At 59.7% G+C, this 13,898-nt stretch carries 11 protein-coding genes, 1 tRNA gene and 2 rRNA genes (1 of these 14 cut by a window edge); 10 read left to right on the forward strand and 4 right to left on the reverse strand.

The features are described 5' to 3' along the window. The 3 genes from GLX_RS11590 to GLX_RS11600 all read left to right on the forward strand — a co-directional run. Nucleotides 1–2,264: ribosomal RNA gene (locus tag GLX_RS11590) — 23S ribosomal RNA — on the forward strand (it extends 475 nt beyond the left edge of the window). Nucleotides 2,265–2,372: 108 nt separating this feature from the next. Next, nucleotides 2,373–2,488, forward strand: a 5S ribosomal RNA gene (gene rrf / locus GLX_RS11595). Between the two features lie 20 nt (nt 2,489–2,508). After that, a tRNA-Met gene (locus GLX_RS11600) sits at nt 2,509–2,582 on the forward strand. Here the strand turns inward: GLX_RS11600 and GLX_RS16745 are convergent. From GLX_RS16745 to GLX_RS11620, 4 genes are all read right to left on the reverse strand, one after another. Continuing rightward, the gene (locus GLX_RS16745) at nt 2,542–4,230 is read right to left on the reverse strand and encodes a recombinase family protein (RefSeq protein WP_014106137.1); all 1,689 of its coding nucleotides are present in this window, start codon (nt 4,228–4,230) and stop codon (nt 2,542–2,544) included. The two genes, GLX_RS11600 and GLX_RS16745, sit on opposite strands and share 41 nt — an antisense overlap. A gap of 35 nt (nt 4,231–4,265) precedes the next feature. Beyond that, on the reverse strand, nt 4,266–4,691 hold the full coding sequence (locus GLX_RS16630; RefSeq protein ID WP_014106138.1) for a hypothetical protein: 426 nt from the start codon (nt 4,689–4,691) through the stop codon (nt 4,266–4,268). Nucleotides 4,692–4,700: 9 nt separating this feature from the next. After that, on the reverse strand, nt 4,701–4,955 hold the full coding sequence (locus tag GLX_RS16635) for a type II toxin-antitoxin system prevent-host-death family antitoxin (protein WP_010667350.1): 255 nt from the start codon (nt 4,953–4,955) through the stop codon (nt 4,701–4,703). Nucleotides 4,956–5,027: 72 nt separating this feature from the next. Continuing rightward, nucleotides 5,028–5,273 carry a hypothetical protein gene (locus GLX_RS11620; protein ID WP_041247386.1) on the reverse strand — a complete coding sequence of 82 codons (246 nt, stop codon included), beginning with the start codon at nt 5,271–5,273 and terminating at the stop codon, nt 5,028–5,030. Nucleotides 5,274–5,591: 318 nt separating this feature from the next. On the opposite strand from GLX_RS11620, the gene GLX_RS11625 reads away from it, so the two are divergent. The 7 genes from GLX_RS11625 to GLX_RS11650 all read left to right on the forward strand — a co-directional run bounded on the left by GLX_RS11625 (nt 5,592) and on the right by GLX_RS11650 (nt 13,898). Continuing rightward, a complete protein-coding gene (locus GLX_RS11625) occupies nt 5,592–6,854 on the forward strand; it encodes a cation:proton antiporter (RefSeq protein WP_014106140.1) in 1,263 nt (420 codons plus the stop codon). Nucleotides 6,855–6,924: 70 nt separating this feature from the next. After that, nucleotides 6,925–7,401 carry a DUF2840 domain-containing protein gene (locus GLX_RS11630; RefSeq protein ID WP_014106141.1) on the forward strand — a complete coding sequence of 159 codons (477 nt, stop codon included), beginning with the start codon at nt 6,925–6,927 and terminating at the stop codon, nt 7,399–7,401. Between the two features lie 475 nt (nt 7,402–7,876). Next, nucleotides 7,877–8,122, forward strand: a complete 246-nt coding sequence (locus tag GLX_RS17400) for a hypothetical protein (protein WP_081477899.1) — start codon at nt 7,877–7,879, stop codon at nt 8,120–8,122. Nucleotides 8,123–8,489: 367 nt separating this feature from the next. Next, complete coding sequence (locus GLX_RS11635; protein ID WP_231850334.1) at nt 8,490–10,277, forward strand: relaxase/mobilization nuclease domain-containing protein; 1,788 nt, start codon at nt 8,490–8,492, stop codon at nt 10,275–10,277. Between the two features lie 162 nt (nt 10,278–10,439). Continuing rightward, nucleotides 10,440–10,856 carry a ribbon-helix-helix domain-containing protein gene (locus GLX_RS11640; protein ID WP_014106143.1) on the forward strand — a complete coding sequence of 139 codons (417 nt, stop codon included), beginning with the start codon at nt 10,440–10,442 and terminating at the stop codon, nt 10,854–10,856. A gap of 209 nt (nt 10,857–11,065) precedes the next feature. Beyond that, the gene (locus GLX_RS11645) at nt 11,066–12,667 is read left to right on the forward strand and encodes a type I restriction-modification system subunit M (protein WP_014106144.1); all 1,602 of its coding nucleotides are present in this window, start codon (nt 11,066–11,068) and stop codon (nt 12,665–12,667) included. Beyond that, complete coding sequence (locus GLX_RS11650; RefSeq protein WP_014106145.1) at nt 12,657–13,898, forward strand: restriction endonuclease subunit S; 1,242 nt, start codon at nt 12,657–12,659, stop codon at nt 13,896–13,898. Before GLX_RS11645 ends, GLX_RS11650 begins: the two co-directional genes overlap by 11 nt.

Below are 13,898 nucleotides of genomic sequence, written 5' to 3' on the forward strand. Positions count from 1 at the left end.
AGGGGAGTGAAAGAGACCTGAAACCGAATGCCTACAAGCAGTCGGAGCCTCTTATGGGGTGACGGCGTACCTTTTGTATAATGGGTCAGCGAGTTTCTGTTTGCAGCAAGCTTAAGCCGTTAGGTGTAGGCGTAGCGAAAGCGAGTCTGAATAGGGCGACGAGTTGCTGGCAGAAGACCCGAAACCGAGTGATCTAGCCATGGCCAGGCTGAAGGTGCGGTAACACGCACTGGAGGGCCGAACCCACGCCTGTTGAAAAAGTCGGGGATGAGCTGTGGCTAGGGGTGAAAGGCCAATCAAACTCGGAAATAGCTGGTTCTCCGCGAAATCTATTGAGGTAGACCGTCTGGTATTACCCCGGGGGGTAGAGCACTGGATGGGCTAGGGGGGCCCAAAGCCTTACCAAACCTAACCAAACTCCGAATACCCGGAAGTATGAGCCAGGCAGACAGACAGTGGGTGCTAAGGTCCATTGTCGAGAGGGAAACAGCCCAGACCACCAGCTAAGGCCCCCAAATCGTGGCTAAGTGGGAAAGGATGTGGGGATTCCAAAACAACCAGGAGGTTGGCTTAGAAGCAGCCATCCTTTAAAGAAAGCGTAATAGCTCACTGGTCTATTAGAAACCCTGCGCCGAAAATGTAACGGGGCTCAAGCCACGTGCCGAAGCTGTGGGTGCATTCTATGAATGCGCGGTAGCGGAGCGTTCCGTAGGTCTGTGAAGGAGACGGGGTGACCCTCTCTGGAGATATCGGAAGTGCGAATGCTGACATGAGTAGCGACAAACAGTGCGAGAAACACTGTCGCCGAAAGTCCAAGGGTTCCTGCGCAAGGTTAATCCGCGCAGGGTGAGCCGGCCCCTAAGGCGAGGGCGAAAGCCGTAGTCGATGGAAACCGGGCAAATATTCCCGGGCCTGCCAGAAGTGACGAATACAATATGTTGTCGGGTCTTATCGGATTGATCCGGCTTTTGGCGTATTCCAGGAAATAGCTCTGGCATATAGACCGTACCCGAAACCGACACAGGTGGACTGGTAGAGAATACCAAGGCGCTTGAGAGAACGATGCTGAAGGAACTAGGCAAATTACTTGCGTAACTTCGGGATAAGCAAGACCCGTCAGTGGGCAACCATCGGCGGGTGGCACAGACCAGGGGGTAGCGACTGTTTAGTAAAAACACAGGGCTGTGCGAAGTCGAGAGACGACGTATACGGCCTGACGCCTGCCCGGTGCCGGAAGGTTAAGAGGAGGTGTGCAAGCACTGAATTGAAGCCCCGGTAAACGGCGGCCGTAACTATAACGGTCCTAAGGTAGCGAAATTCCTTGTCGGGTAAGTTCCGACCTGCACGAATGGCGTAACGACTTCCCCGCTGTCTCCAGCATCGGCTCAGCGAAATTGAATTCCCCGTGAAGATGCGGGGTACCCGCGGTCAGACGGAAAGACCCTATGAACCTTTACTGCAGCTTTGCAGTGGCATCAGAGACATTCTGTGTAGGATAGGTGGGAGGCTTTGAAACCGGGGCGCCAGTTCCGGTGGAGCCATCCTTGAAATACCACCCTGACTGTTTCTGATGTCTAACCGAGGCCTGTTAGCCAGGTCCGGGACCCTGCATGGTGGGCAGTTTGACTGGGGCGGTCGCCTCCCAAAGTGTAACGGAGGCGCGCGATGGTGGGCTCAGGCCGGTCGGAAACCGGCTGTCGAGTGCAATGGCATAAGCCCGCCTGACTGTGAGAGTGACAGCTCGATCAGAGACGAAAGTCGGCCATAGTGATCCGGTGGTCCCGCGTGGAAGGGCCATCGCTCAACGGATAAAAGGTACTCTAGGGATAACAGGCTGATCTCCCCCAAGAGTCCACATCGACGGGGAGGTTTGGCACCTCGATGTCGGCTCATCACATCCTGGGGCTGGAGCAGGTCCCAAGGGTTCGGCTGTTCGCCGATTAAAGTGGTACGTGAGCTGGGTTTAGAACGTCGTGAGACAGTTCGGTCCCTATCTGCCGTGGGTGTTGGAGACTTGAGAGGATTTGTCCCTAGTACGAGAGGACCGGGATGAACATACCTCTGGTGCACCGGTTGTCGCGCCAGCGGCACAGCCGGGTAGCTAAGTGTGGACGGGATAACCGCTGAAAGCATCTAAGCGGGAAACCCACCTCAAAACAAGGTCTCCCCAAGGGCCGTGATAGACCATCACGTCAATAGGCCAGGTGTGGAAGCGCAGTAATGCGTGCAGCTAACTGGTCCTAATCGCCCAATAGGCTCATTCCATAGCCCCCATAAAGGGCAACACACATGCACAGCAGTCATCCACTCTCAACACCTAACAAAAACACCAACCCATCCACATCCCTCCCCATACCGGGGAGACTAGATGACCTGGTGGCAATGGCGGGGAATGATCCACCCGATCCCATCCCGAACTCGGCCGTGAAATGCCCCAGCGCCCATGATACTGTGCCTTAAGGCACGGGAAAGTCGGTCGCCGCCAGGTCTTCCAGTCTCCCCTACAATCGCGGGGTGGAGCAGCCCGGTAGCTCGTCAGGCTCATAACCTGAAGGCCGCAGGTTCAAATCCTGCCCCCGCAATACCCGATACCGACACTCCCGTGAGCATCGCTCCGGGAGTGTTCGCGTTTGCGGCTCCCTGGCCACGTGAGGCCGCGAAATCCAGCAGTTTTCCAAGTTCGCCATGGAGCGTGACGTGCATCTCGCCCCGACCCTTGCCGGGATGAAGCACGATCTTCTCGATCAGCGCGCGGATGGCCTCTGAGGCTTCCTGCCGGTCCTCGGGATGGTTCAGCGTCTCGGCCAGCCGCTCGACCTTGTGCTTGAAGATGCCTGCGACATTGGGATGAATGTCCGGTACGTCCTGGGGCTGGGCGACGAGCAGGGCGACCAGTTCATCCTCACGGGCCTCCATTTCGCGCATCCGCTCGACCATGCCACGTGTGTAACCGCCATCCTCGATGACCTGGAGCATCTGTTTCAGCCCCTTGCGCAGCCTGGTCAGTTCCGTCTGCCAGCCGGCTGTGCTGGCGCGGCGCTCATGGTTGGTGCGATTGGTTTCCTCCACATAGGCGCGCATGGCCTCCGCCGCCGCTTCCGGCGTCATCAGACGGTCCTTGAGACCCGACAGCACCCGGTCTTCCAGTTCCGGGCGGCGGATCGTGGTCCTGTTGGTGCAGGAGCGGTTGTCCATGTGGGTGGAGCATGCGAAGCGGTCGCCGCCCCGGATCGAGCAGGGGCCGCCGCACACGCCACAGAACACCAGACCCGAGAGCAGGGATTTCGGGCGGCGCTGGCCATTCAGCTTGTTGATCGAGGCGCGGATACCCGCGCTGATGTTCACGCTCTTCTCCGCGATCAGCGCCTGCCGGTCGCGTACCGCCTGCCAGAGATCATCGTCCATGATCCGTAGATTCGGAACTTCGGTGACGATCCACTCCGATTGTGGATTCAGTCGGGACACACGCTTGCCCGTCTGCGGGTCTTTCAGATAGCGCAGGCGGTTCCAGACCAGCCGTCCGATGTAAAGTTCGTTGTTTACAATACCGGTGCCACGCAGGGCATTGCCCCGCAGGGTGGTGTTGTTCCACTTACCGCCCTTGGGGCCGGGGATACCTTCGTCGTTCAGACGGCTGGCGATGGAAAGCGCGCTGCGCCCGGAAGCGAATTCCCGGAAGATGCGGCGGACGATTTCCGCCTGTGCGTCGTCGATCTCGCGGTCGCCCCGGATCAGTTCGCCCCGTCCGTCCATCTGATGCACGACGCGATAGCCGTAGCAGATCCCGCCGCCGGATTTGCCCGCCTCGACCCGGCCACGCAGGCCGCGATGGGTCTTCATCGCCAAGTCCTTGAGGAACAGGGCGTTCATGGTGCCTTTGAGGCCGACGTGAAGCTCACTGATCTCACCTTCCGCCAGGGTGACGATGGTCACCCCCGCGAATTGCAGGCGCTTGAACAGGGTGGCGACGTCGGCCTGGTCGCGGGACACGCGGTCCAGCGCCTCGGCCAGCACGACATCGAACTGCCCGGCCTGAGCATCGCGGAGCAGGGTCTGGATGCCGGGACGCAGGATCATGCTGGCCCCGGAGATGGCCGCGTCGCGGTAGTACTCCACCACCTGCCACCCCTCGCGCGTGGCGCGCTCTTCACAGAGACGGAACTGGTCCTCGATCGAGGCCGCCCGCTGGTTGTCCGAGGAATAGCGGGCATAGAGCGCGACACGGGTCATGACCTTACTTCCTTATCCTTGCCAGTTTTCCACAGTCAGCGACGCACGGCAGCACTTTTCTTCTGTCGGGCGAGGGCGACAAACTCCGCCTTAATCTGGCTGAACAGGCCCGGCGGAATAAAACCGTAGGCGAAAACACCCGCCTTGCCGGGGACCGGCGATACACCGCCGCTCGGCCATTCATCGACGTTGTGCTCCGAGACAATCACCCAGCTTGGCACGTCATCCAGTCCGATCGCTGCCTTGACCTTCGGTGGTATCTCGATCCCGACCGTATCGCCGGAAGGCGGCGTATGCGTGATTGGCAGAAGCACGACGTAGCGGGGCCGCAGCACGCTGTCGCTGGCCGCAACGAGGCAGGCGGGACGATCCTTGCCCTGATCCTGTCCTCGCGCGGTCTCATGCGTCCACAGATAATCGTAACGGATCACGAGGCCCGGCTTCGGTTCGGGAAACGACACCGACGGCCCTTATTTCAGCAACTCGTCGAGATGCGCATGTTCGGGGTCCATCTCGGCGCGCTCCACAGCAGCCAGCACCACGTCGGACACATCCTCCATCCGGTGGCTTCGCTGGGCCGCCGCGCGGAGCCAGTCATAATGATCGGCGGACATCAGCACATATTCACGGCGGCCGTGCCGGGTGATCTCAACCGGCTCACGCTGGGCCTGATGCTGGAATTCGCCGAATTTGCGCTGGAATTCGAGGGCGCCGACGGTGGGCATGAGCGGGGCATCCTGCTGATGGAGTGGTGATGCCCAAATTATACGTATAATACCTCTTTCTCAAGGATAATCTCATTCCTCCTGTTCCGGCCTGGCCCTGCTGGCGGGATCGTTGTCGTTGGCGATCTGGCCCAGCCGCCGCTCGAATTCCTCGCGGGCGATCTGCCGTCCCAGCAGGCGCGCCAGGACGAGGATCAGTGCGTCCGTTCGCGCCTTCATGGCCGGATTGGGAAGAGCGGACTGGATATTGTCCGTGGGTTCGTTATCGTTGGCCGGAGAATTCGGTCCGGCGTTCGATATGCGGTTTTCGTCCGTCATCGTCCTGCCCTTTCCGTCTGGAGAGGGCAGCAGGATCACGCGCTGAAAATTGCCGCGCAACCGAAAAAATATAGCCATTCCAATGGATTGTCGGCGTGTATCTGCTGCTGCGTACTGGGGCGTAGTCAGGCGTACATTTGGCGGTGTTTTGTACATAAAACGGGAAATCACAAGTTGGTGAATGGTTGGTTTGAGGTTACGACTCGCTGATTGGGTGACTGCGGCTTCTGCCATTCATCAAACCGTCAAGCCCTCCCGCTAATGGACCATGTCCCGGTTTTTCTTGACGTAAAGCGCCTGAGCGGCCAGCGGAGGGGCATGGATACGATCAGCCTCCTTGCCCTGCTGCTGAGCCTCTCGGCAGGCTTCAGCATTCTTAATCACCATACGTTCCGCGTTCCGGTCACGATTGGTGTGCTTGTCTTCTCGTTGCTGACATCGCTTCTGGTGATGGTCCTGAATCCGCTGATTCCGGCCTATGATCTTCAGGCCCTTCCGCGATCTGTACTCGGCGCCATCAATCTGCCTGCGGCACTTCTGAATGGCGCGCTGTCGCTGCTGCTTTTTGCCGGCGCCATGCAGGTCAATGTCGGGCATCTGCGCGCAAAGCTTGCCTCCGTCACCGCCCTCTCTGTCCTGGGGACCGTGCTGGCCGTCGCCTTTCTGGCGATCGCGGCATGGTCTGTCTTCCCGCTGCTAGGCCATACCGTTCCCTTCGCATGGTGCATCGTGCTGGGTGCCATCCTCGCGCCCACCGACCCGGTTTCGGTCGTGGGAATGCTGAAACGTCTGGGACTACCGGGACCGCTTCAGGCTGTTTTTGCGGGAGAAAGCCTGTTCAATGATGGCGTGGGCGTTGTCATTTTCGGTGTAACGATCGGATTGGCGACCGGAGACAGTCAGGGAGTGGCCGCGTCCGGAATTGCCCTGAGCTTCTGCCGCGAGGCGCTCGGTGGCGGTTTTCTCGGAGCGCTCACGGGATGGATCGCGCTCCGTGTGCTCAAGGCGCAGCGGGATCCGCATATCGACCTGCTGACGTCGCTGGCTCTTGCGACCGGAACTTTCAGCATCGCCAACCAGCTTGGCATGTCAGGCGCGATCGCGGTCGTTGTCGCCGGTCTTTGTTTCGGAACACGTTACAGCCATTCCATTTTTGATGAAGCGTCGCGCAAGGAACTCGACGTCGCATGGTCACTCATTGACGAGGTCCTGAACGTCCTGCTGTTCATGCTGATCGGCTTTGAAATCCTTGAGATCACGCCGCATCTGTTTACGGTTCTGGCGACACTTGCCGTAATCCCCCTGTCCATTGCCGTGCGGGCTTTGAGCGTGCTGTTCTCGACCCTTCCGGTCCATCTTCGTCAATGGGAACGGGGCCGCGTTCTCGGCGTCCTGACCTGGGGCGGGCTGCGAGGTGGTATTTCGGTCTCACTGGCGCTTGGTCTACCGCCCGGAGAACTGCGTGATCTGTTGCTGCCCGTCTGTTACGGTGTGGTGGTGTTCACCATCATCGTGCAGGGATTGACCATGGAACGGGTCGCCCGCCGGCTTTATCCGGCATCTCCATCTCAACCTCAATAACGGGTTCCTCCATTCTTCCATCGGCATTCGTGTCGTCTGATGAGCCGACCGTGAAGAGGAAACAGACGTGATGCCCGACGATCCGTCCGTCCTGATCACGACGGTTGAACTGACGTGGATCGAGAAGCAGGTGGAACGCTGGCTGCGCTTCGGGCGGCCGGTCGCGGACACGATCCTCGACCGTCAGCGGCGCATGCTAAGCTTCGCGCCCGGCAGTGTGTTCGCCTTCGTCCGCTGGGCTGCCAACGGGTATGGCACGGTTGAATCGCACATCGACATCGTGCGCACGGTCGGCTCCGGCGAAGACTACCAGACTGTCCCATGCGTGCGGCCGGGCGGCGAGGTGTTGCTGCACCAGACTTCATGGCCGCGCGTCCAGCGTGTACTGGGAGCGATCGACGCGATCGAGGCGCTGGACATCGACCCGACAGAGGTCAGTCCCGATTACTGGCGTCACCTGCACCATCGGCTGGAGGCACGGCAGCAGCCCGATCCCTATACCAAAGCACGGCATCGGGCATGGCTGCGTCGTCGCGCGTTGCATTGAGTGTGCTTCCCGCGTCTAGCTTACCGACGTTTGCCCCTGCCTTTCCCTTCTCTTTCCGGTCAGCTTTTCCATCCTCCTGTCGCGTTCGTTTTGTGCCGGGACAACGCGGCGCTTCGCGCCGCGAGCGGAAGGCGTCGGCTGTGCCGCCGCGTCTATTTCGGGTCGCCTTTGGCGCTCCTTCGAACACCCATTCGACGAACGATCCGACGTTCAGTGACACGCGTTTTCCCGCATCCGGAACACCATACGCAGGGGGTGGATGGCCCGTCTGGATGCACAACGAGCGCAGGTTGACCGATTGGTCATCGTCACCGTGAGCGTCATCACTTTGACAGTTCCCGATGATGTTCGGATGTCGCTTCCGATCACGTCCGACGCATGATTTTGACGTGTGTTCGGCACGTCATAAGATGCACCGAAGATAGGTCGCGGCAGCGTTTCGTCGTCCAGTTCGCGTGGTGGCGCGAGGCGCTTCGTGGCAGGTTTTGCCAGTCATTCCGGTCAGGTTGGCAAGGGGGCATCAGATTCGGAAAAGCCGAATTCAGAGGCCGGAAAGAAGAAAAAACGTGAGGGCAAGATTAAAGGAACCGGCACTCCTGCCGGTCCTGACCTGCGGTTTGCTCTGTCTGCACATGGGGTTAGGGAAAGTTTAAGTGGCACTCTGGATTTCTATGGTCTGAGCCGTCATTTTTCAGGAGTGAGGGTTTCCCGCCCTTTCTGACGGCACTGTTCCCCGAAAAGCCCGGTTTTCGCGAGGTCTGGCCATGGCGCAGGATGACGACACCGCGTTCCGTCCCCGACCGGGACGCATCCGCTCGAAGGGCGGTGCGGCGCGTGGTCGCACGGACTTTCTGGCTGCGGTTCGTACACAGGTTCGTCGGCAATCCCTGTCCCCCGGAAAGAGGGGAGGCGGCGGGTCAGGCGGCGGCAATGGCCGCCGCTCATCTTCCGGGTTGGGTGCGATCTCGCGTGCGGGGAGCGCGTCGCGTTCCGTGTCTTACCGTGGCGTGGGGCGCGGGCGTGGCGCGTCCTTCGTCCGGGCGCGTGGGATTGCCGGCTGGCGTCATCAGATTCCTGGTTCTCGGCGTGTGACGGTGAAGGCGAGGGTGGTGCGTCAGGCCGGGAAGGGAGGCGGGTCCGCCGCCCACCTGCGCTACATCCAGCGCGACGGGACTTCCCGCGACGGCGAGCGGGGTGTCCTCTATGGCGCGGAGACCGACCGCGCCGATGTGAAAGCCTTCCTCGAACGTGGCGCGGAGGACCGGCATCAGTTCAGGTTCATCGTCTCACCGGAAGATGCCGACCGGATGGATGATCTGACGGACTTCACGCGCGACCTGATGACGCAGATGGAAGCCGATCTCGGTACGCGGCTGGACTGGGTGGCGGTGAACCATTTCAACACCGCGCATCCCCATGTCCATGTCGTGGTCAATGGCCGCGACGACCAGGGCAAAGACCTTGTCATCGATGGCAGCTACATCACCCACGGCCTCCGCGAACGCGCCTCCGAATTCGTGACGCTGGAACTCGGTCCCGTGTCCGAGATCGAGTTGCGCCAGAAACTGGAAAACGAGATCGACCGCGACCGCTTCACCCGCATCGACCGTGCCCTGCTGGCGCAGGCGCGGGATGGTAGCCTCGACATGCGCTCCGGTATCGAGACGCCAGCCTCGGATCTGGTGGACCGGCGGCTGCGCCTGTCGCGCCTTGCGAAGCTGGAGCGCATGGGGCTGGCGAACCAGACAGCGCCGGGGCGGTGGACGCTCGACGAGCGGCTGGAAGAGCGTCTGCGGAATTTGGGCGAACGGGACGACATCACCCGGCAGATGCACCGCGCCCTGAAGGCGCGCGACAAGGGCAATGCGCCGACACGAGATCCCGCGCATTTCCTCTTCCATGGCGAGCCCCCCGAGAAGCCCGTGATCGGGCGACTGATCGACCGGCACCTGACGGACGAACTCGGGGAGAAACTGTCGCTGGTGGTCGATGGGATCGACGGACGGGCGCATCATCTGCGGGGTTTCGATCCCGCCCAGATGGAGGACATCCCCGCTGGCGCGATCGTGGAGATCGCCGCCGCTCCGGTCCCCGACAAGCCGCGCCCGTCAGACCGGGCGATCCTCGCCCATACCGAGGACGGGATCTATCGCCCTTCCGCCCATCTGGAGCGGATGCAACTCGACCGCTGGAGCGTCAAAGGCACGCCGGAAGACCTGATCAAGGGGTATGTTCGCCGTCTGGAGGCTCTGCGGAGGGCGGGGATCGTGGAGCGGCTGGAGGCCGACCGCTGGCGTATCCCGGAAGACTTCCAGCAACGCTCCATCGCTTATGACGCCGCCCGTGCGCCGAAGGCGACGGTGCGGCTGCTGTCGGCCTTCGATCTTGAGGCGCAGATCGGCTCCGATGGCGCGACCTGGCTCGACCGGCGTCTGGTGGCCGGGACTAGCCGGGACGGCGACCGGGTGGAGGCAGGCTTCGGGGGCGAGGTCGGTGACGCCCTGGCCAGACGGCAAAAAGCCCTGATCGACCGTGGGGACGCCAGCCTCACTCCGGAGGGCATGGTCCGCTATCGCAAGAACCTGCTGGCGACGCTGGAAGGGCGGGAAGTGGAACGGGTCGGGCAGGCCATGGCCGAGAAGCGGGGGAAGTTATGGCGTCCGCTTGACCGGTTCGAGACCATCCAGGGCACGCTGAAAGGCCCGGTCGATCTGGCCAGCGGGCGTTTCGCGGTAATGGAGAGCGGACATGAATTCTCGCTGGTGCCCTGGCGTCCGGAGATCGGCAGACAGCGCCAGAAGGAGATGGCAATCTCCATGGACGAGCATGGCGGCATCTCCTGGGAACTGGGCCGGGGCAGGGGACTCGGCCTGTAGCGGGAAAGCACCACGAGTCGTTTCGGAAGATAGACAAAAATCGACAGGAACCGCCAATTTTACGCCTGGCTACGCTCCTGTACTATGCCGATCCAACAAGGACTTGCGCCGGGAAAATTTCAGCGCACTCTGTCATCGGACCTTCAATCCGGGAACACGGTGATGACCAGACGACAGCGGATGAACGTGTATTTCGAGCCCGGCCTGCTGAAGCAGGTCGAGGCGTTGGCGGAGCGCCGGAAGGTGTCGAAATCGGCGGTGATCGAGGCGGCGGTGCTGTCGCTGGTCTCCGGCGAGGACGATGCACGCCGGGATGCGGCGCTGTCGAAGCGTCTGGACCGGCTCGGGCGGCGGATCGACGATGTGGACGAAGCGGTCGCCGTGCTGGGCGAGGCATTCGCGCTCTATACCCATGCCTGGATGATGCGTCAGCTTCCCATTCCGGCGAACGAGAACGAGGCCGCGAAGGAGCGGGGCGCGGAGATGTATGCCCGGTTCAATGACGTGCTCGTCCGGCGGCTGGCGAAGGGGCACCGATTCCTCAACGAGCGGGTGCGGGATGTTACAGGACACAAGTAAGGCGGCTTAGTAAGGATGTCGATCAGAATTGTTAACCGCACCGATCAGATAGCGACGATCCAGTAGGCATCAGTGTGTTGACCTGCGCGATTGTTCAAATAAGCTGGGAACTCTCCTTCAAATATTATGCTACTTGAAAGCCGAGCTTGCCTTGAGCCACGCTCCTGTTACAATGCTATTTTTTGAGTGTGAGCGGGAGAATTTCTTAGGTGTCCAGAAGGCCAAAGGGTTCAGGCGTAGCTGCACGAACTTCGAGCAAGCCCGCAATCGAGGCGACACTCTGGGCAGCAGCGGATAAGCTCCGCGGCAACATGGACGCAGCGGAGTACAAGCATGTCGCGCTCGGGCTCATTTTTTTAAAGTACATTTCCGACCGCTTTGACGAACGGCGCGCCCAAGCGGAGGCCGATCCGGAAGAGCGCGATCTTGTTGAAGAACGTGATCTTTATCTCGGTGACAACGTGTTTTGGGTGCCTGCGGAAGCACGCTGGACGTTCTTGAAGGAGAACGCCACCAGTGTCGACCCCAGCATCGGCTCGCTGATCGACCGCGCCATGATCGCGCTAGAGACTGAAAACCCCTCGTTAAAGGGCGTGTTGACCAAAAATTATGCACGGCCGGAACTTGATCAGATTCGGCTCGGCGAGGTCGTCAAGCTCTTTTCCGATCTGGCATTCAAAGATGCGCACCACGGGCAGGACATGCTGGGGCGCGTGTATGAGTATTTTCTTGGCCAATTTGCCATCGCTGAGGGTAAGCGTGGCGGCCAGTTTTATACCGCCGGTTGCATCGTGCGATTGCTAGTGGAAATGATCCAACCGTTCAAAGGGCGCGTCTACGACCCATGCTGCGGTTCGGGTGGCATGTTCGTGCAGTCGGAACGCTTCGTGGAGGCGCATTCAACACAGTATGTTGATCCCGTGAAGGCAAAACGCGAGTTGTCGATCTTTGGGCAAGAGTCCAATCCAACCACTTGGCGGCTCGCCAAGATGAACCTTGCCATTCGGGGCATTGAGGCGGACCTCGGACCGAAATGGGCGGATAGCTTCCTTGAGGATTTGCATCCTGGACTGAAAGCTGACTTTGTGCTTGCCAACCCACCGTTTAACGACAGCGACTGGGGCGGAGAGCGGGCGCGTACGGGTCAGAGCTGGCCTTATGGCGTGCCGCCAGCGGGCAACGCAAACTTCGCTTGGGTGCAACTCTTTATCCGCCATCTGGCGCCGCATGGCGTGGCGGGTTTCGTGCTGGCGAATGGCTCTCTTTCCAGCCAGCAATCCGGCGAAGGCGACATCCGCCGCGCGATCATCGAAGCGGACCTAGTGGACTGCATCGTCAGTCTGCCGGGGCAGCTTTTTTCCACCACCCAGATCCCGGTCTGCCTCTGGTTTCTGGCGCGCGACAAGTCTAATGGGCTGGTGAAAGACAAGACACTGCGTGATCGTCGGCGCGAGACACTGTTCATTGATGCTCGCGGCCTCGGCACAATGCAGTCCCGCACGCTGAAGGTGCTGAGCGAAGCCGACATCGCTAAGGTGGCAGACACTTATCACGCTTGGCGTGAGAAGGGCGGCCGGTATGTCGATGAGCCGGGTTTTTCAAGCATGGCGACTACTGCCGAGATTGCTGGGAAGTGCTATGTGCTGACTCCAGGCCGCTATGTCGGAACGGTGGCTGCGGACGAGGAAGATGAGACGTTTGACGCCAAGATGCAGCGACTGACTGCAACGCTGCGAGAGCAAATGGCTGAGGGAGCTAAACTCGACGAGCGCATTCGTAGTGCGTTGGCAGGGGTGGGTTATGGTTGGTAACTGGCCGTTCTTCCCGCTGAGTGAATTGACTATTAATTACGATGCTAGACGAGTACCGATAAAGGAGGCAGACCGGAGGCTAGGGTTATATCCTTATTATGGAGCCTCCGGTATTGTAGACTATGTCAACGATTATATTTTTGATGGAGAGTATCTTTTAATTGCAGAAGACGGAGAAAATCTGCGCACTCGCCAAACGCCCGTTGCATTTATGGCGTCGGGACGCTTCTGGGTTAATAACCATGCCCACGTCGTTACCGGCAATGGTAATGCGAGCACGCGTTTCATTAACTATGCACTTCAATGCACAGATATATCGTCGTACCTAACTGGTGCGGTTATGCCGAAGCTTACTCAAAGTAATCTAAATAGGATTGAAATCCCTGTTCCGAGTCAAATAATACAAAATAGAATCGTAGATATACTCGGAGTGTTGGACGATAAAATCAAGCTGAACCGTCAAGTGGCGAAGACACTGGAAGCGATGGCGCAGGCATTGTTCAAGAGTTGGTTCGTCGATTTTGGTCCAGTACGAGCTAAGGCCGAAGGCCGCCCTGCCAAGCTTCCCGACGGCGTTGCTGTCTTGTTCCCCGACCAGCTAGGCAAAGACGGTTTGCCGGAGGGATGGAATGCAGCAACACTGCTCGATTTCTTCGATCTGGAGGGGGGGGGGACGCCGAAGACCTCGGTGGCCGATTACTGGGACGGCGACGTCCCATGGTTTTCCGTGGTTGATACGCCCGTGTCGGGGATTTATGTGCATGATACTAAACGAATGCTCACTCAGGCCGGTCTGGCGAACTGTGCCGCGACTCTACTGCCAGAGAACGCTACGATCGTCACTGCTCGCGGTACCGTGGGAAAAATAGCGTTGGTTGGTCGACCGATGGCAATAAACCAATCATGTTATGCTGCGATTGCAAAAGACAATTATGGGCCGTTTTTTATTTATTTTCTAATTCAGTCGTCACTGGAGGCCTTGCGGACACAGACTCATGGATCGGTATTTGACACAATTACGCGGTCGACTTTTGCAAGTGTTAGCACTAACAGGCCGCCACATGCGCTCGCTGCCATTTACGAGGCTGCGGTCACGCCCTTACTAGGGAAGATGAAAGTCGTCGCTGAACAGTCCCGTGCTCTCGCCACCCTCCGTGATACGCTTCTTCCCAAGCTGATCTTCGGCGAACTGCGTATCCGCGATGCCGAACAGACGGTAGTGGCCGCCTGA

It is taken from the genome of Komagataeibacter medellinensis NBRC 3288 (assembly GCF_000182745.2).
In the GTDB taxonomy this organism is placed as follows: Bacteria; Pseudomonadota; Alphaproteobacteria; order Acetobacterales; family Acetobacteraceae; genus Komagataeibacter; species Komagataeibacter medellinensis.

Excerpts from the sequence above, each read along its gene's own strand:
- GLX_RS16745 (WP_014106137.1), bottom strand. The coding sequence starts at position 4,230 with ATGACCCGTGTCGCGCTCTATGCCCGCTATTCCTCGGACAACCAGCGG.
- GLX_RS16635 (WP_010667350.1), bottom strand. The coding sequence starts at position 4,955 with ATGCCCACCGTCGGCGCCCTCGAATTCCAGCGCAAATTCGGCGAATTC.
- GLX_RS11620 (WP_041247386.1), bottom strand. The coding sequence starts at position 5,273 with ATGACGGACGAAAACCGCATATCGAACGCCGGACCGAATTCTCCGGCC.
- GLX_RS11625 (WP_014106140.1), top strand. The coding sequence starts at position 5,592 with ATGGATACGATCAGCCTCCTTGCCCTGCTGCTGAGCCTCTCGGCAGGC.
- GLX_RS11630 (WP_014106141.1), top strand. The coding sequence starts at position 6,925 with ATGCCCGACGATCCGTCCGTCCTGATCACGACGGTTGAACTGACGTGG.
- GLX_RS11640 (WP_014106143.1), top strand. The coding sequence starts at position 10,440 with ATGACCAGACGACAGCGGATGAACGTGTATTTCGAGCCCGGCCTGCTG.
- GLX_RS11650 (WP_014106145.1), top strand. The coding sequence starts at position 12,657 with ATGGTTGGTAACTGGCCGTTCTTCCCGCTGAGTGAATTGACTATTAAT.